At 71.7% G+C, this 16,256-nt stretch carries 14 protein-coding genes; 4 read left to right on the top strand and 10 right to left on the bottom strand.

Going from position 1 to position 16,256, the window contains the following annotated elements; all coding sequences use genetic code 11:
* The first annotated feature begins 3 nt into the window (after positions 1 to 3).
* On the top strand, positions 4 to 321 hold the full coding sequence (locus ACZ5Y0_RS02315) for a hypothetical protein (protein WP_469126752.1): 318 nt from the start codon (positions 4 to 6) through the stop codon (positions 319 to 321).
* A gap of 453 nt (positions 322 to 774) precedes the next feature.
* On the opposite strand, the gene ACZ5Y0_RS02310 is transcribed toward ACZ5Y0_RS02315, so the two are convergent.
* From ACZ5Y0_RS02310 to ACZ5Y0_RS02275, 8 genes are all read right to left on the bottom strand, one after another.
* On the bottom strand, positions 775 to 1,416 hold the full coding sequence (locus tag ACZ5Y0_RS02310) for a superoxide dismutase (RefSeq protein ID WP_469126751.1): 642 nt from the start codon (positions 1,414 to 1,416) through the stop codon (positions 775 to 777).
* 124 nt (positions 1,417 to 1,540) lie between these two features.
* Positions 1,541 to 2,920: an amino acid permease gene (locus ACZ5Y0_RS02305; RefSeq protein WP_469126750.1), complete on the bottom strand. Its 1,380-nt coding sequence runs from the start codon at positions 2,918 to 2,920 to the stop codon at positions 1,541 to 1,543.
* A 112-nt stretch (positions 2,921 to 3,032) separates the two neighbouring features.
* The gene (locus ACZ5Y0_RS02300) at positions 3,033 to 3,923 is read right to left on the bottom strand and encodes a TauD/TfdA dioxygenase family protein (RefSeq protein ID WP_469126749.1); all 891 of its coding nucleotides are present in this window, start codon (positions 3,921 to 3,923) and stop codon (positions 3,033 to 3,035) included.
* Between the two features lie 17 nt (positions 3,924 to 3,940).
* On the bottom strand, positions 3,941 to 5,287 hold the full coding sequence (locus tag ACZ5Y0_RS02295; RefSeq protein ID WP_469126748.1) for an LLM class flavin-dependent oxidoreductase: 1,347 nt from the start codon (positions 5,285 to 5,287) through the stop codon (positions 3,941 to 3,943).
* Positions 5,284 to 6,018 (bottom strand): ABC transporter ATP-binding protein, encoded by a 735-nt coding sequence (locus ACZ5Y0_RS02290; protein ID WP_469126747.1) that lies wholly within the window; start codon positions 6,016 to 6,018, stop codon positions 5,284 to 5,286. Before ACZ5Y0_RS02290 ends, ACZ5Y0_RS02295 begins: the two co-directional genes overlap by 4 nt.
* A complete protein-coding gene (locus ACZ5Y0_RS02285) occupies positions 5,994 to 6,851 on the bottom strand; it encodes an ABC transporter permease (RefSeq protein WP_469126746.1) in 858 nt (285 codons plus the stop codon). The genes ACZ5Y0_RS02290 and ACZ5Y0_RS02285 overlap by 25 nt, the downstream gene beginning before the upstream one ends.
* Positions 6,852 to 6,856: 5 nt before the next feature.
* A complete protein-coding gene (locus ACZ5Y0_RS02280) occupies positions 6,857 to 7,921 on the bottom strand; it encodes an ABC transporter substrate-binding protein (protein WP_469126745.1) in 1,065 nt (354 codons plus the stop codon).
* Between the two features lie 246 nt (positions 7,922 to 8,167).
* On the bottom strand, positions 8,168 to 9,382 hold the full coding sequence (locus ACZ5Y0_RS02275) for an ROK family protein (RefSeq protein WP_469126744.1): 1,215 nt from the start codon (positions 9,380 to 9,382) through the stop codon (positions 8,168 to 8,170).
* 550 nt (positions 9,383 to 9,932) lie between these two features.
* Here ACZ5Y0_RS02275 and ACZ5Y0_RS02270 point away from each other — a divergent pair.
* Positions 9,933 to 10,514: a biotin transporter BioY gene (locus ACZ5Y0_RS02270; protein WP_469126743.1), complete on the top strand. Its 582-nt coding sequence runs from the start codon at positions 9,933 to 9,935 to the stop codon at positions 10,512 to 10,514.
* An 803-nt stretch (positions 10,515 to 11,317) separates the two neighbouring features.
* On the opposite strand, the gene ACZ5Y0_RS02265 is transcribed toward ACZ5Y0_RS02270, so the two are convergent.
* Positions 11,318 to 12,760 carry an amino acid permease gene (locus tag ACZ5Y0_RS02265; protein ID WP_469126742.1) on the bottom strand — a complete coding sequence of 481 codons (1,443 nt, stop codon included), beginning with the start codon at positions 12,758 to 12,760 and terminating at the stop codon, positions 11,318 to 11,320.
* A gap of 228 nt (positions 12,761 to 12,988) precedes the next feature.
* Here ACZ5Y0_RS02265 and ACZ5Y0_RS02260 point away from each other — a divergent pair, with 228 nt between their 5' ends.
* Both ACZ5Y0_RS02260 and ACZ5Y0_RS02255 read left to right on the top strand, forming a co-directional pair.
* Positions 12,989 to 13,474 carry a ribose-5-phosphate isomerase gene (locus tag ACZ5Y0_RS02260; protein WP_469126741.1) on the top strand — a complete coding sequence of 162 codons (486 nt, stop codon included), beginning with the start codon at positions 12,989 to 12,991 and terminating at the stop codon, positions 13,472 to 13,474.
* A 569-nt stretch (positions 13,475 to 14,043) separates the two neighbouring features.
* Positions 14,044 to 14,862: an Fpg/Nei family DNA glycosylase gene (locus ACZ5Y0_RS02255; protein WP_469126740.1), complete on the top strand. Its 819-nt coding sequence runs from the start codon at positions 14,044 to 14,046 to the stop codon at positions 14,860 to 14,862.
* A 28-nt stretch (positions 14,863 to 14,890) separates the two neighbouring features.
* On the opposite strand, the gene ACZ5Y0_RS02250 is transcribed toward ACZ5Y0_RS02255, so the two are convergent.
* The gene (locus ACZ5Y0_RS02250; RefSeq protein ID WP_469126739.1) at positions 14,891 to 16,156 is read right to left on the bottom strand and encodes a GNAT family N-acetyltransferase; all 1,266 of its coding nucleotides are present in this window, start codon (positions 16,154 to 16,156) and stop codon (positions 14,891 to 14,893) included.
* Between the last annotated feature and the right edge of the window lie 100 nt (positions 16,157 to 16,256).

Below are 16,256 nucleotides of genomic sequence, written 5' to 3'. Positions count from 1 at the left end.
TGCGTGCATGCCCCTGCGAGCCGTGCTCGCGGGGGCACCTCGGTCTGGCCATCGGCCACGTCGCCGACCTGCTCCGCCACCCTCGGCGCCGGCACCGTCTCCCCGCGCGCCGGGGCCCGGATCGAGGCGGCCACGGACCAGCCCTGCTGGAGCCAACTGCCCAGCAGCGTCGCGGCGGTGGTGAGCCCGGGGGACGCCATGGAGATCCTCGGGGTCCGCCCGGACATCCGGTGGTGCGGCAGCGCCACCATGAACAGCGCCGCGTGGCTGGTGCGCAGACAGGCCAGACCGCCCAGCGCGAGCGCCAGCACGGTCAGGTAGACGTGCGGGCGGACGAGCCGGTTGCCGGGGACGCGGTCGAGGAGCGGGTAGCTGAGCACCACGCAGCCCAGCAGGCCGAGCGCCCCGTACATCTCCCCACCGGGCCGGCCCCCTCGCGGCGATCCCCAGGACCATGGCGGCGAACAGCACCCAGGTCACCGTGTTCCAGCGGCGCAGGGACGTGGTCCGGAAGGTGTCGGCGGAGGGGCTCGCCAGGGGTGCCGGGCACTGCTCCGTGCCACGCGCACGGTGAGTGAGTTCATGCCCGAAAGCCTGGTGGGCGGGGCCGTTCGGCCGACAGAGGTGACCGGTGGAACCTGTCGTCCACCGATGGGTTGACCCGTGGCAGGGGGAAAACCCCCGCGAGTCACGTCCTCGCGGGGGTTCCCCTCCTTCCGCCCGCCGCCGTGAAGGGTGAGAAGACGATCACGAGGCGGGACGATGCGCGGCGCCCTACGGCGCGAGCAGCAGCACGTCGGCACGGGACTTCGCGGCCAGGTACCGGCGCTGTACGTCCTGCCAGTTGACGACCTGCCACATGGCCTCGATGAAGTCGACCTTCTGGTTGCGGTACTGGAGGTAGAAGGCGTGCTCCCAGGCGTCGAAGACGAGGATCGGCACGGAACCCTGGCCGACGTTGCCCTGGTGGTCGTAGACCTGCTCGACGATCAGTCGGCCGCTGAGCGGCTCGTAGGCCAGGACGCCCCAGCCGGAGCCCTGGGTGGTCGCGGACGCCTTGGAGAGCTGGGCCTTGAAGCCGGCGAAGGTGCCGAAGGACTCGGTGATGGCGTCCGCCAGCTCGCCCACGCCGTCCGCCGCGAGGGGCTCGCCGCCGCCCTCGCCGGTCATGTTCTGCCAGTAGATCGAGTGCAGGATGTGCCCGGAGAGGTGGAACGCCAGGTTCTTCTCCAGCCCGTTGACCGAGCCCCACAGTTCCTTGTCCCGCGCCTCGGCGAGCTGCTCCAGCGTGTCGTTGGCGCCCTTCACGTAGGCCGCGTGGTGCTTGTCGTGGTGCAGCTCGATGATCTCGGGGCTGATCACGGGGGCGAGCGCGGAGTAGTCGTAGGGCAGGTCGGGCAGCGTGTAGACGGGCATGACGGGGTTCCCCTCCGAACCTTATTGCAAAGAGGTTGCAAGTGCAGGCTAGCAACAAGAAGGCGGTCGGGGGCAACAGGAAGGCCCCCACGTGTCGCTCACGTGGGGGCCTCGTCCGACCTTCTCAGACCTTTGCGCGCGTCCGCTGCCAGGCGTATCCGGCCAGCGCCAGACCCGCCGTCATGACGCCCGTCGAATACAGCTGCACCCGTGTGCCGGGCTCCCGGGCCATCAGCACGAAGATCGCCGCCATGCCGGCCAGGGCCACCCAGGTCAGCACCGGGAACGCCCACATCCGCACCACCAGCTGTCGCGACGCCTCGCGCTCCAGCCGACGGCGCAGCCGCAGCTGCGACACCGCGATGAAGATCCACACGACGAGGATGACCGCGCCGATCATGTTCAGCAGCCAGGAGAAGACGTCGTCGGGCCGCCAGTAGCTGAGCAGCACGCAGCCGAAGCCGACCACGCACGACACCAGCACGGCCGTGCGCGGGACCCCGCCCGACACCCGGCCCAGCGCCCTGGGACCCTGTCCCCGCTCCACCAGCGAGTAGGCGATCCGGGAGGAGCCGTAGATGTTGGCGTTCATCGCGCTCAGCAGCGCGGCCAGCACGACGACGTTCATGAGCTGCCCGGCGCCCGGGATGCCCAGCCGGTCGAGGGCGGCGACGTACGGGCCGCTCTCCACCACCGCCTTCGAGTCCCAGGGGACGAGGGTGACGATGACCGCCATCGAGCCGATGTAGAACAGCGCGATGCGCCACATCGCCGTACGGACCGCGCTCGCCACGCCCCTGACCGGGTCCTCCGACTCGGCCGCCGCGATGGTGACGGTCTCCAGACCGCCGTAGGCGAACACCGAGGCGAGCAGGCCGACGACCAGGCCCTCGCCGCCGTTGGGCAGGAAGTCCGTCAGGTGCGAGGTGCCCGGAGAGTCCGTGCCGGGCAGGACGCCCGCGATCGCCAGCACGCCCAGCACCAGGAACAGGCTGATGGCGCCGACCTTCAGCGCCGCGAACCAGAACTCGAACTCGCCGAAGTTCTTCACGGCGGCCAGGTTCGCCCCGCAGAACACCACCATGAACAGCGCCACCCACGCCCACTCCGGCGTGCCCGGCAGCCAGCCGGTGACGATCTTCGCCGCGCCGATGCCCTCCAGGCCGACGGCCGTGCACAGCAACACCCAGAAGGACCAGCCCGCCGTGAAGCCCGCCCAGGGGCCGATCGCCCGCTCGGCGTGCGCCGAGAAGGAGCCGGACGAGGGGTACGCGGCCGACATCTCGCCCAGCATCCGCATCACCAGCATCACGAGGAGACCGGAGAGGGCGTAGGCGAGGACGATCGACGGACCGGCGGCGGCGATACCCGCCCCGGAACCGACGAAGAGGCCCGCGCCGATGACGCCGCCGAGGGCGATCATCGACAGGTGGCGCTGCTTGAGACCGTGCGAGAGGGAGATGTCGTCCGACTCCGGCGGAGTCCCGACCTTGGTGCTGGGCATGGGCGCGGCTCGTCCAATGCGTGAGAGGGCAAAAACGCCCACAGTCTGGGCGGCCCGTCCGTTCGGACGGTCGAGCTGCCCATCATCCGGACACCTTCGGCACGCCCTGTGACTACGCCGCTACGGAGGTGTAGTGCGCGGCGTCGCCCTTCACGGCCCAGCTCGTCCTGCCGTCGACACCCACCGGGACGTCACCGGCCACGGTGACCCGGTGCAGCCGGCGCGGCCGTCTGTCGTAGTTGTCGACGGCGTAGTGCTGGGTGATGCGGTTGTCGAACAGCACGAGCTGGTTCGGCGACCAGCGATGGCGCAGGATGTTCTCCGGCCGGGTGACATAGGACTGGAGCAGATCCAGCACCGTGCGGGACTCGCCCACCGACAGGCCGACGATCCTCTGCGCGAACCCGCCGATGAACAGCCCGCGTTCGCCGGTCAGCGGGTGGACGCGGACCACCGGGTGCGCGGTGCGGTACGTGATGGAGGTGAACCGGGCGCGCTGGGCGGCCCGTGCCTCGTCGATGTCCTCGGCGGGCACCGCGTAGTCGTAGTCGTTGGTGTGCTCGGCCCACAGCCCGTCCGCCAGCCGCCGCAGCGGCTCGGGCAGCTGCCGGTAGGCCGCCGCCGCACTGGCGATCAGCGTCTCGCCCCCGTACGGCGGGAGGGCGAGGCTGCGCAGGGTGCTGGCCTGCGGCGGATTGAGGACGAAGGTGACGTCGGTGTGCCAGTGGTTGGCGCTGCCCTGCTCGCTGTCGACGGGCAGCACGTTGGGGGCGCCGTCGACGGCGGGCACGGTCGGATGGGCGGTGGTGAGGTCGCCGAAATGGCGGGCGAAGGCCTGCTGGCCCTCGTCGTCGAGACGGACGTCGTCGAAGACCAGGGCCTTGTGGACGTTGAGCGCCTCGCGCAGCGCGACGACCGTCTCGCCGTCCAACGGCTCGGAGACGTCGACGCCGAAGACGTGGGCGCCTATGTGCGCGGTGACCTTGCGGAGGTCGAGGGTCATGACAGAGCCTTCCTCTTTCAGATGAGTACGGGGGCGGGGGGCTGGGCGTACTGGTTTGCGGGGCGCGGGAGGCCGTACCTCTGTCGCAGGGTCCGGCGGGGGCCGTACTCGGTGCGGAGCAGGCCGCGGGCGCGCAACAGTGGGACGACGTGGTCGACGAAGGCGTCCAGGCCGGAGGGCAGCAGCGCGGGCATGATGTTGAAGCCGTCGGCGGCCCCGCGGGTGAACCAGGTCTCGATCGCGTCGGCGACCTGCTCGGGCGTCCCGACGAAGGTGAGGTGTCCACGACCGCCGCCCAGCCGTCCGATCAGCTGCCGCACGGTGAGCCGCTCGCGCCGGGCCAGCTCCACCACGAGCGTGTAGCGGCTCCTGGCGCCCTCGACGGCGTCCTCGGGCGGCAGGTCGGCGGGCAGTTCCGCGTCCAGGTCCAGGGCGCCCGGCTCCAGCTGGAGAAGCTGCTCCAGCCGCCGGACGCCGTGCTCGTGCACGATGTGCTCCTCCAGCTCCCGCTCGGACGCCCGCGCCTCGGCCTGGGTGGAGCCGATCACCGGCACGATCCCGGGCAGCACCTTGATGCGGCCGGGGTCCCGGCCCGCCCGGACGGTCCGCGCCTTGAGGTCGGCGTAGAAGGCCTGCGCGTCGGTGAGGGTCTGCTGTGCCGTGAACACCGCCTCCGCATACCGGGCCGCGAACGCCTTGCCGTCCTCCGAGGAGCCCGCCTGCACCAGCAGCGGGTAGCCCTGGGGCGTGCGGGGCACGTTGAGGGGACCTTCGACGCTGAAGTACGTCCCCTTGTGCCGGGGCGGGTGGATCTTCGCGTCGTCGCCCCAGACCCCGGCCGCCTTGTCGCCGACGATCGTGTCGTCCTCCCAGCTGTCCCACAGCTTCAGCGCCACGTCGAGGAACTCGGCGGCTCGTGCGTACCGTTCGGCGTGTGCGGGCTCCGCGTCGAGCCCGAAATTGCGGGCGGCCTCGGCGCCGGCGGTGGTGACGATGTTCCAGCCGGCCCGGCCACCGCTGATGATGTCCAGCGAGGCGAACTTGCGGGCCAGGTTGTAGGGCGAGTTGTAGGACGTGGACGCGGTGGCGATCAGACCGATGTGCTCGGTCGCCGTGGCCAGCGCGGTCAGTAGCGTGAGCGGCTCCAGTGCCCCGGCCGGCCGCTGGGCGACCGTCCCCCACAGCTGCGGCCCGTCGGCGAGGAACAGCGAGTCGAAGGTGCCGCGTTCGGCGATCCGCGCCAGGTGGACGTAGTGGGCGAGGTCCACATGGGCGTGCGGGTCGCTCTCGGGGAGCCGCCAGGACGCCTCGTGGTGGCCGGTGTTCATCAGGAACGCGTTGAGGTGGAGCCTTCTCGTGGTCACCGGTGGTCCTCCGTGACGCCCAGGGCGGCGAGCAGCCGCTCGCGGAACTCGCCGAGCAGCGGGTCCCGGTACGAGCGAGGGTGCGGTCGGTCGATGGTCAGGTCGAGGCCGATACGGCCCCGGTCGAGGACGAGGACCCGGTCGGCGAGCACGATCGCCTCGTCCACGTCGTGGGTGACGAGCAGCACGGACGGCCGGTGCCGCTCCCACAGCTCTCGCAGCAGGGCGTGCATCCTGATGCGGGTGAGGGCGTCGAGCGCGCCGAACGGCTCGTCCGCCAGCAGGAGTTCGGGCTCGCGCACCAGGGAGCGGGCCAGTGCCGCCCGCTGCGCCTCGCCGCCGGACAGCTCGTTGGGCCAGGCCCGCTCACGGCCCGCGAGTCCCACCTCGGCGAGCGCCTCCCGGCCCCGCTCCTCGGCCGCCCTGCCGTCGAGCCCGAGCAGGACGTTGGCCAGCACCCGCCGCCAGGGCAGCAGCCGGGAGTCCTGGAAGACGACGGACACCCGCTCCGGGGCGGTCAGCTTCCCGCTCCCGGTGACGTGGTGGTCGAGTCCCGCGACCGCTCGGAGCAGGGTGGACTTGCCGGACCCGCTGTGCCCGAGCAGGGCCACGAACTGACCGGCGGGGATGTCCAGGTCGACGCCGTCGAGGACCGTTCGTCCGTCGAAGGAACGGGTGAGGCCCTCCAGCCGTACGGCGGGACGGGTCAGTTGCTCAGTGTGCGGCGCCATGACAGCACCCTCCGTTCGATGAGACGGACCACGCTGTCGGAGATCAGGCCGAAGACGCCGTAGACGACCAGACCGACGAGGATGACGTCCGACTGGCCGTAGTTCTGGGCCTGGAACATCAGATAGCCGAGGCCGCTGGTGGCGTTGATCTGCTCCAGGACCACCAGCCCCAGCCACGAGCCGGTGACCCCGAGCCGCAGCCCCACGAAGAAGCCGGGCAGCGCGCCGGGGACGACGATCTCCCGGATGAAGGCGAGCTTCGACAGGCCCTGGACCTCGGCCAGTTCGACGAAGCGGTGGTCGATGCCGGACAGCGCGGAGTGCGTGTTCAGATAGATCGGGATGTAGACGACGATGGCGATGATGGCGATCTTGAAGGTCTCGCCGATACCCAGCCAGAGGATGAACAGGGGGATCAGGCCGAGCGTCGGGATCGCACGGTTGAGGTTGACCGTCCCGTCGATCAGCGCCTCCCCGGTCCGGGTCAGCCCGGACGCCAGCGCGAGCAGCACCCCGGCGGTCAGGCCGAACGCGAAACCGGACCCGGCCCGCCGCAACGAGGTGAGGACATCGTCGGCCAGGGTCCCGTCGGTCCACAGTCGGACGCCGGTCTCCAGCACCGTCCAGGGCGCGGGCACCGCGCCGGGGTCGAGCCGCCCGGCCGCCGAGGCGGCGGCCCACAGGGTGAGCAGCAGCAGTGGCCCGGTGAGCCGGGCGGCGGGCAGACGCCTGCCGGGGGAAAGTCCGCGACGCCGGGTGCGGGGCCGCTCGTCGGCGACGGCACCGGGGGCGGGCTTCTCCACGGCGGTGCTGGTCACGGTGGTCGTGGTCATGGCGGTCACTTCCGGTATCCGGCCGGTACGGACGCGGCGGCGATGCCCTCGAAGCGGTGGTCGAAGAGCGTGCGGACGTCGAACTCCTTCACGAAGCCGCCCTCGGCGAGGAGATCGGCGGTCTCCTGCTCCCAGGCGATCGCCTCCGTCCAACTCGGCGGAAACAGGGGCTTGTTGGCCAGGGCGGTGATGGCCCGCGCCTGGGCGGGTGTGAGGTTCTGGGTCTTGACGTAGAACTCGTCGTTCCAGACGTCCGGGTGCTCGTACTGCCATACCTGGCCCCGCGCCCACCGCGGGATGTACGCGGCGACCGCGGCGGCCTTGGCCCGGTCGTTCAGCACGGAGGCCGGTGCCCACAGCAGGTTGAGCAGGTCGACGACGTCGGTGGTGATCGTCCGGGCACCCTTGGACCCGTACTGCGCCAGGTACGCCGCTGCCTGGGTGTTGCCGAGCGGGGCGACGTCGACCTGGCCCGACTGGAGGGCGGTCAGGAACTGGTTGCTGGTCAGTGGCACGAGGTCGACGTCGTCGTACTTCAGGCCCGACTTCTTCAGCGCCCGCAGCAGCACGACACCCTGCGCCTGCCCCTGCGAGAAGGCGAGTCTGCGGCCCTCGAAATCCGCCACGGCGCGGATGTCGCTGCCGGGTTTGGTGGCGAAGAGATAATTCGGCTTGCGTGTCACGTTGATCGCGACGATCTTCGCGTCGAATCCCTGATAGTGCGCCTGGATCGGCGGAATTCCCGCATTGTTGGCGAGGTCGAGGGACTTCGCGCGGAACGCGTTGATGACATCCGGACCAGCCCCGATGTTCAGCCAGCTCGACACCTTGAACGGCGGTTCGGGCAGTTTCGCCAGCCGGAACTGGAGTTGCTGGACATTCTGGTAGGAGGCGATCTTCAGGCTGGTGCCGGCGGGCACCTTGTCGGCGAGCGGGGCCGTGGCCCCCTCGGACCCGGCGGCCGCACTGCTCTCGGCGCAGCCGCTCAGCCCGGCGGCAGCGGCGGTGACCCCCAGCAGCGAGGTGAGGAAGAGGCGCCGGTCGACACCGGGCGCACGGGAAACGGGCATGGCGGGACTCCCTGAGGGAAGGCAGGACAAAAGGCCGTACGGAGGCGTCAGAGCGTGCGTGATTCCGGGCCCGATGGGACCGGTGCGGGAAATGTGGAAGGACCGCGGTGGGAATTCACGCAGGAGAGGATGAGCGCCCGGGGCGCGTCAACGCGTCAGCAACAAAGGGTGCGACAGCTCATGAGGATGATGTTCCTGTTCCGGGGCGGTGCCTGTCAACATTCGGATTTTCTGAATTAATCGAGTTCAGGTGAGGCGGCCGACGGATGCCCGCGGCAGGCTCAGCGGGTCCCGGTAGAGCACGTCCAGGGCCACCGCCCCGCCCGCCACCGCGAGCACGGCGTCCGCGAAGCTGGTCGGGAACACCGACGCCGCCCGTTCCGCCCCAACCTCCGCCCGTAGCGCGGCCAGGCAGTCCTCCCGGAAGACGGCGCCCACCTCGGTGACGACCACGCTCTCCGGGTTGAGCACGTCCAGCAGCAGACCGGCGGCCCGCCCCGTCGTCCGAGCCCGCTCCAGCAGCAGCCGTACGGCCACCGCGTCACCCTCCGCGGCGGCGGCGACCACGTGCATCGGGTTCGTCCCGTCGATCAGCCCGGCCGCGCGGGCCCGCCGGCACAACGTCCGTTCGCTCAGCTCCGCCTGGAGGCAGCCGGTGCGCCCGCAGTCGCACGTCTCGGTGCCGCCGGCCAGCGGCAGATGGGCGATGGCACCCGCCTGCGAACGCGGCCCGTGGTGCACCTCGTCATGGGTGGCGAACGCCGCGTCGACCACGTTCCCGACGAACAGGTGGAGCACACTGCGGCTGCCGCGTGCCCGCCCGAACAGCCGTTCAGCGTTGACCAGCGCCCGCGCGTGCCCGTCCACATGGACCGGCAGCCCGGTGCGGACGCCGACCACCTCGCGCACCGGTACGTCCCGCCAGCCCAGCAGCGGATGCTCGACCACGGTCCCCGAATCACGGTCCACCCAGCCGCCCACGGCCACCCCCACCCCCAGTGGGCACCGGCCGGGCGCCTCGGCGAGCAGTGCGGCCAGCCCTTCGGCGGCCCGCGCGAGGACCCTGGCCGGCTCGATGCCCCGATGCTTCAGCTCCCGCCTGGCCACCACCCGTCCCCGCAGATCGAGCAGCGCGACCGTGGTGTACGGCACGGCCACGTGCACCCCGCCCACCAGGAAGCGGGTGTCGTCCAGGTCCACGGGGACGTGGGGCCGGCCGACGCCGTTACCGCGCCGCGGCAGGTCGGCCTCCCTGACCAGCCCGAGCCCGGCAAGGCGGGCGCAGTGGTCGGTGACCGAGGCCGGGGAGAGCCCGGTCAGCCGGGCGATGGTGCTGCGCGCCACCGGCCCGTGCTCCAGCACGGACCGCAGGATCACACTGGCGCTCGTGCGCCGCCGGTCAGGGTCGGCGACACGGGGGACGGGAGAGAAGGCAAGGGGAGCTGTCGCGGTACGGGGCATGGAAAGTTCCTCACGGGCCGGTCCGACACTGCGCCGTCGACGTACGAGGCGCCACGGATCGGCTCCGCCCGCCTCACACCGGAGGGCGACAGGCGGCCGCGCCCACGCGTCGCAGATCGACGTGGCGACGCGACGAGAAGTTGAGGGCCTGGGCAACCATGTGCCCGAAGCTAACAAAGGCGCGGCCCGCTGCCCAGACGGCGACCGACGGGTGAGACGGCGGCGGCCACGACCGACGGGTGAGTCGTGCGGCGGGCGGGCCACGACCGACGGGCGAGTCGGCGGCGGCCACGACCGACCGGCGGCCGAGGCCGGAGCCGCCCTCGGCCGGTTGGCGAGACCCTACAGACGTCCGTCCCGCGCCCCGCGTTGCGGCCACCACGACACCTCCGTGACCAGCGTCACGCCGTACCAGGTGTATCCGGCGGCCTTTGTCCGGAGCCCACCAAACCGCCGCTCGCCCGTTTGTCGACGGCTGACGGTGATCGGCAGGAGCCCCCTGGGATAGCGTCTCGGTGTCCCCAGCCGCACCTATCTCCGCGGAGACCCCATGAGCACCGCCGCCGCCACCCCCGTCAGCCCCGGACGGGTCCTCGCCGACCTGATCCCGGCCTCCCGTGTCCGGGACGTCGCGCTCGTGCTCGGCGGCGCCGCGCTCACCGGCCTCGCGGCCCAGATCGCCGTGCCCGTGCCCGGTTCCCCGGTGCCGGTGACCGGCCAGACGTTCGCCGCCCTGCTGGTCGGCACCACTCTCGGTGCCCGGCGCGGCGTCCTCTCCCTCGCCCTGTACGCCCTGGTCGGCGTGGCGGGCGTGCCGTGGTTCGCGGAGGGCGGCTCCGGCGCCGGGGCGGTCTCCTTCGGTTACGTCCTCGGCATGATCCTCGCCTCCGCGGTGGTCGGCGCCCTGGCCCGCCGCGGCGCCGACCGCTCGGTCCTGCGCATGGCCGGCGCGATGCTGGTGGGCGAGGCGGTCATCTACGCCGTCGGCGTGCCCTACCTGGCCTACGCCGCCGACATCTCCGCCTCCGCCGCGATCGCGGCCGGCCTCACCCCGTTCCTGATCGGCGATGCCCTCAAGGCCGCCCTGGCGATGGGTCTGCTGCCCACCGCCTGGAAGCTCGTCAAGCGCTGAACCGACGCCCCGCCGAGGGACGTCCACCGGAAGAGGCTCGCCGGGTCGCACTGCGACGTGACCGTGGCGGGCCTCTTCCGTGCTTCCGTGGTGTACGGCCTCAGCGCTGCCGGGGCCGGACCCTCGCCGGACGACCCCGGCCCGGCGGTGCCCGTCGTGAGCAGGGCGGCGCCGAGCGGCAGGGCGTCCCGCCCCGACGGCGCCGGGCAGAGTGCCCTGAACCGGCTCGACCGGGATCTGGCGGCCGGCCCCATCGAGGGGAGCGCCGGTGCGGGGCGCGAGTCGGCGTCACCCGGTGCCAGGGGGTGTTGTCGCCGCCGAGGTGCGGCACACCTCACCCGCAGGGCAGGCAGGAGATCGGCGTCAGGGAATCGCCGTTCGGCGGGGAACGGACGGAGACCTGGCGGACCTCGGAGCGGAACGCGCACCGGGGCGAGGCCCGTCCGCGGGTCCGCCCGGAGGACGACGTGCGACGGCCGCCCGGCGTCGTCCGGGAGCACACCTCCGCCCTCCCGGCATCTCCTGGCACGTCCGCCTCCCCGGTCCCGACGACGGGACGTCGTACCGGATCGACACCTGCCACCGGCCGGACATCGGGACGTCGGCCCCAGGGGCCGCACGAGAAGGTGAAGGACAGCTTCACGGTGTGACCCAGGGGGCCGGCGGCGCGGCACGGAAAAGGGGCCCGCAGGCGCGGGCCCCTCCACCGGTTCGCACGACGGCCCGGCGGGACGGTCGAACCCGACGGGCCGACCGGCCCCGCAGGGCGGTCGCCGACGGGCCGGCCGAGCGGCCGGCCGGAACTACACCTCGGCCCGCACCTCGTCGCGCCCCTTGAGCCGCTGCTTGAGGAAGGCGATGGCGATGACGATCGCGGCGACCAGCAGCGACAGCAGCACGGTCTCCCGGCCGTCGTGCTCGGTGTCGGTCAGCATGTAACCGAGGACGAACACGATGAGGGCGGCCGTGGCCCACGTCAGGTACGGGTACAGCCACATCCGTACGACCAGCTTCTCCGGCGCCTCGGCCTCGATGATCTTCCGCATGCGCAGCTGCGAGAAGCAGATCACCAGCCACACGAACAGGGCGACGGCACCACTGGAGTTGACGAGGAAGAGGAAGACGGAGTCGGGGAACTTGTAGTTGAAGAAGACCGCGACGAACCCGAACACCACGGAGGCGATGATCGCGGTCCTCGGCACACCACGCGAGGTCGTCCGCGCGAACGCCTTCGGCGCGTCCCCGCGCTCACCGAGCGAGAACGCCATGCGGGAGGCGGTGTAGAGCCCGGAGTTGAGGCAGGACAGCACCGAGGTCAGCACGATGAAGTTCATGATCTGACCGGCGTGCGCGATGCCGAGCGAGTCCAGGGCGGCGACGTAGGAGCCCTGTTCCTTGATGGAGGGGTCGTTCCACGGCAGCAGGGTGACCACGATGAAGATCGACCCGAGGTAGAAGACGGCGATACGCCAGATGATGCTGTTGGTGGACTTCGTGACGGCCTGGCGCGGGTTCTCCGACTCACCGGCGGCCAGCGTCGCGATCTCGCTGCCCATGAAGGAGAAGACGACGAGCAGCACGCCGGTGAGGATGGCACCGGGCCCGTGGGGCAGGAAGCCGCCGTGGTCGACGAGGTTGCCGACCCCTGCCTTGTCGCTGTCGACACCGGGCAGCACGCCGAACACGGCGAGCCCGCCGATGACGATGAAGGCACCGATGGCGACGACCTTGATACCGGCGAACCAGAACTCGAACTCGCCGTAGGAGCCGACGGAGACGAGGTTGGTGGCGGTCAGCACCACCATCACGATGAGTGCCCAGCCCCACTGCGGGACGGCGGGGATCCAGGACTCGAGGATGGCCGCACCGGCGGTGGCCTCGACGGCCAGCACGACGACCCAGAAGAACCAGTACAGCCAGCCGATGGAGAACCCGGCCCAGGGGCCGAGCGCGCGGTCGGCATGCGCGGAGAACGAACCCGAGGTCGGGTTGGCGGCGGACATCTCACCCAGCATCCGCATCACCAGCACCACGAGCGTGCCGACGAGGGCGTAGGAGAGGAGGATGCCGGGCCCGGCGGTCGCGATGCCGGAGCTTGATCCGACGAACAACCCGGCGCCGATGACACCGCCGATGGCGATCATCGAGAGGTGACGGTTCTTGAGGCCCGCCTGGAGACCGGAGCGGGGTTCTCCGGAGTCTCCGGGGCCGTTTCCGGCCTTCGTCAGGGTCGGCTGCGAAGTCATGGGACGGATTTCCTTTGCGCCGCGTGAGGGGATCTCCCGTACGAGCGGATGTACGGGCCGTACAAGGGGCGTACGAGCCGGTCCAGTGAATCCGAGGTGAACGAATTCGGGAACCTTTGATTCCGGATCGTTACTTGAGGTTTCCCTGAGCTTCCATTGCCTTGCTCACACTTTTCCGGCATGACACCCGGCGCTGCTACCCGGCGACGGCCGTGACACACTCGTCCCATGCGCGTGTACCTCGGCTCGGACCATGCCGGCTTCGAACTCAAGAACCACCTCGTCGAATGGCTGAAGGAGGCGGGTCACGAACCGGTCGACTGCGGCCCGCACATCTACGACGCCCAGGACGACTACCCGCCCTTCTGCCTCCGCGCGGCCGAGCGGACCGCCGCCGACCCCGAGGCCCTCGGTATCGTCATCGGCGGCTCCGGGAACGGTGAGCAGATCGCCGCGAACAAGGTGAAGGGCGTCCGAGCCGCCCTGGCGTGGAGCGAGGAGACGGCCTCCCTCGGCCGTCAGCACAACAACGCCAACGTCATCGCGGTCGGCGCCCGCATGCACACCCGGGACGAGGCGACGAAGTTCGTCGAGACCTTCCTGGCCACCCCCTTCTCGGGCGACGACCGTCACATCCGCCGCATCGACATGCTGACGGCCTACGAGACGACCTCGGAGCTCCCCCCGATCCCGGCACACCACCCGCAGGCCTGAGCGGCTACGCCGACCCGCCCGGGCCGCGGCGGCGCCCTCGCCCAGGCCGGGACGAGGCCCCGCCCGTGTCGGGACGGCCCCCACTCCCGGCCTGACCGAGTCGGGCGGCCAGGACAACACCTGGCGCAGGACCAGCCGGAGCCCGGAACGCACCTCACGACCCTTCGACGGTGACCGCCTCGGACGGGCCGGCGAGGGAGGCCCGCGGCGCGGGGCGGCGGAGCCCGGCCGGGGGCTGGGGTCGGAGCGCGGGACGGGATTCACCTGCCCTCCGACCGAGGAGGACGGCTGGGCGGGCACGGTTCGCCGCGGGGGAGCCCCGCCGGGTCCGGGCGCGGAGCGCCGGGCAGCGGCCACCCGCCGCGAGTGGAGCCCTCCGGGTCCGGGCGCGGAGCGCCGGGCAGCGGCCACTCCTCGTCCGACCGCTCGGACGGGTGGGGGCGGAACGCGCCGGGGTGGAGCCCCGGTCGGGGGCCGGGGTCGAGCCCCTGGCACGAGGGCCCCCTCGCTCGGCCGACCGAGTCGGCGGGCGGGTGGGCGAGAACGGAACGACCGAGAGGACCCCCACCGTGCCGGAAGGGCACACCATCCACCGCCTCGCCAGGGACTACGCCCGTTTCTCCGCGAGCCCACCGCAGGTGACCAGCCCCCAGGGCAAGTTCGCCGACGCCGCCGCCCTCCTCACCGGCACGGAACTCACCCGCACCGAGGCCCACGGCAAGCACCTCTTCCTGGGCTTCGCCGCAGACGCCTGGATCCACATCCACCTGGGCCTCTTCGGGAAGGTCACCTTCGGCGAGGTCGCCCCGGACGCTCCCGCCCCCACGCCCACCGACACCGTCCGCCTCCGCCTCGCCGACCCCACCGGTTACGTGGACCTCCGCGGCCCCACGACCTGCGCCCTGATCACCGCCGCCGAGAAACAGGCGATACACGACCGCCTCGGCCCGGACCCCCTCCGCGAGGACGCCGACCCGCAGCAGGCCTACCGCCGTGTCTCCCGCAGCCGTACGACGATCGCCGCTCTCCTGCTGGACCAGAAGGTCATCGCGGGCGTCGGAAACGTCTACCGCGCCGAGGTCCTCTTCCGTCACGGCATCGACCCGTACCGGGCGGGCAAGGACATCACCCCCGCCGAGTGGACGGCGATCTGGTCGGACCTGGTCGCCCTGATGCGCGAGGGCGTCCGCAACAACCGCATCGACACGGTCCGCCCCGAGCACACCCCCGAGGCGATGGGCCGCCCACCCCGTGTGGACGACCACGGCGGCGAGGTGTACGTCTACCGCCGCACCCACCAGTCGTGCCACCTCTGCGGCGACACCGTCCGCACCGCGCCCCTCGCCGCCCGCAACCTCTTCTGGTGCCCCACCTGCCAGAAACCCTGACCGTCCGCCGTCCGGCAGGCGAGTGGACCTAGAACCCGTGCGGCAACCAGGGATCCCCACCGGCCGCCCCGAACCCGGCCGAGGCCTCCGTCAACGCCCCCGCCCGTATCTCCCGCACCCGCCCGGCCCTCGCCAGCGAGCCCAGGGACACACCACCGAGATACGCCGCCCCCAACTCCCGCACCGACAAGGAGAGATCCGGCGCGTCCGCCGTACGCGAGCAGCTGGCCCCCTTCGCGTCCCCGGAGAGCCGCCAACGCCCCGAGTTCCAGGGACAGAAGGCGTCCGCCACCTCCAACACCAGGTCCACCGGCGTCTGGTAGGTCCGCGCCTCCAGCGCGGCTCCGACGTCCACCAGCCGTACGTACAAGGAGTCCCGCACCCGCAGCTGGCACCGCCGGATGTCGGAGACGAGATGCCGCCAGGCCTCGTCCAGCGGCCGCCCCCGCACCTTCAGCGAGCTCGTGAGGTCGATCCCGAACAGGAACCGCCACAGCCCCGCCTCCGACGCGGCGTCGACCGCGGCCAGGTCGGCGAGCAGCACCTCGCCGCTGTGCCCGGAGTCCGTCCACTTCGGCTTCACCCGGAACCGGACGTATCCGGTGACCTCCCCGTCCCGCTCGGCCAGCACGCACTGCAACGGCGACGCCCCGCCCCGCTCGCTCTCCGGGTCGAGCACCCCGAGCCGCTCCCAGCCGGGCCGCCGCGCCAGCATCCCGGCCCGCAGGGGCACGGTCCGCGCGTACACCCCCTCGCACACGTCGAGGGCGGCACCGGCGTCGGCGTACCGCAGCCGTACGTCATCGGTGCCGGCCGGAACGGACAGCCGTACCCGGCTGGTGTCGATCTCCGCGTGCAGTCCGAAGGTCGCCGCGGCGTACCCGAACCGCCCGTAGATATCGGGCTCGGAGGCGGTGAGGACGGCCAGCGGTTCGCCCCACGCGCGTACGTCGTCCAGCTGCCGCCGCATCATCGAGGTCAGCACCCCGCGCCGGCGGTGCGTCGCGATCACCCCGACCATCGTCACCCCGGCCGCCGGCACCGAGGCCCCGCCGGGTACCGTGAGCCGGAAGTCGAACGCCCCGGCCGTGCCCACCAGTTCGTCCCCGTCCCAGGCTCCGAAGGACCGTTCGTACGGCGTGAGGTCGCGCCACAGCGCGCGTTCCTCGGCCGATTCGCCGGCCCCGCCGAAGGCGCGCAGCAGGGTGTCGTACCAATGGTCCCAGTCGTCCCGCCGTAGGGGCCGCAGGTCGGTGGCCGGCCGGTCCGTACGGTCCGTTGCCTCAGTCGTCATGGACCCATGCCTATCAGTGCATTGCGGGACGAGCCAGGGGATTTCTCCCTCCTGGCGGCGCGAGCGCTTTCCGTGGCGTTCACTGTGAAGCCGAGCCTCG

The organism is Streptomyces sp. NPDC033216 (assembly GCF_055577115.1).
The sequence above is the reverse complement of the archived record's forward strand: the minus strand, read 5'-3'. Positions and strand labels throughout refer to the sequence as shown.

Coding starts and splice junctions, on each gene's coding strand:
- ACZ5Y0_RS02310 (WP_469126751.1), bottom strand. CDS start 1,416: ATGCCCGTCTACACGCTGCCCGACCTGCCCTACGACTACTCCGCGCTC.
- ACZ5Y0_RS02305 (WP_469126750.1), bottom strand. CDS start 2,920: ATGCCCAGCACCAAGGTCGGGACTCCGCCGGAGTCGGACGACATCTCC.
- ACZ5Y0_RS02300 (WP_469126749.1), bottom strand. CDS start 3,923: ATGACCCTCGACCTCCGCAAGGTCACCGCGCACATAGGCGCCCACGTC.
- ACZ5Y0_RS02290 (WP_469126747.1), bottom strand. CDS start 6,018: ATGGCGCCGCACACTGAGCAACTGACCCGTCCCGCCGTACGGCTGGAG.
- ACZ5Y0_RS02285 (WP_469126746.1), bottom strand. CDS start 6,851: ATGACCACGACCACCGTGACCAGCACCGCCGTGGAGAAGCCCGCCCCC.
- ACZ5Y0_RS02280 (WP_469126745.1), bottom strand. CDS start 7,921: ATGCCCGTTTCCCGTGCGCCCGGTGTCGACCGGCGCCTCTTCCTCACC.
- ACZ5Y0_RS02275 (WP_469126744.1), bottom strand. CDS start 9,382: ATGCCCCGTACCGCGACAGCTCCCCTTGCCTTCTCTCCCGTCCCCCGT.
- ACZ5Y0_RS02270 (WP_469126743.1), top strand. CDS start 9,933: ATGAGCACCGCCGCCGCCACCCCCGTCAGCCCCGGACGGGTCCTCGCC.
- ACZ5Y0_RS02265 (WP_469126742.1), bottom strand. CDS start 12,760: ATGACTTCGCAGCCGACCCTGACGAAGGCCGGAAACGGCCCCGGAGAC.
- ACZ5Y0_RS02260 (WP_469126741.1), top strand. CDS start 12,989: ATGCGCGTGTACCTCGGCTCGGACCATGCCGGCTTCGAACTCAAGAAC.
- ACZ5Y0_RS02250 (WP_469126739.1), bottom strand. CDS start 16,156: ATGACGACTGAGGCAACGGACCGTACGGACCGGCCGGCCACCGACCTG.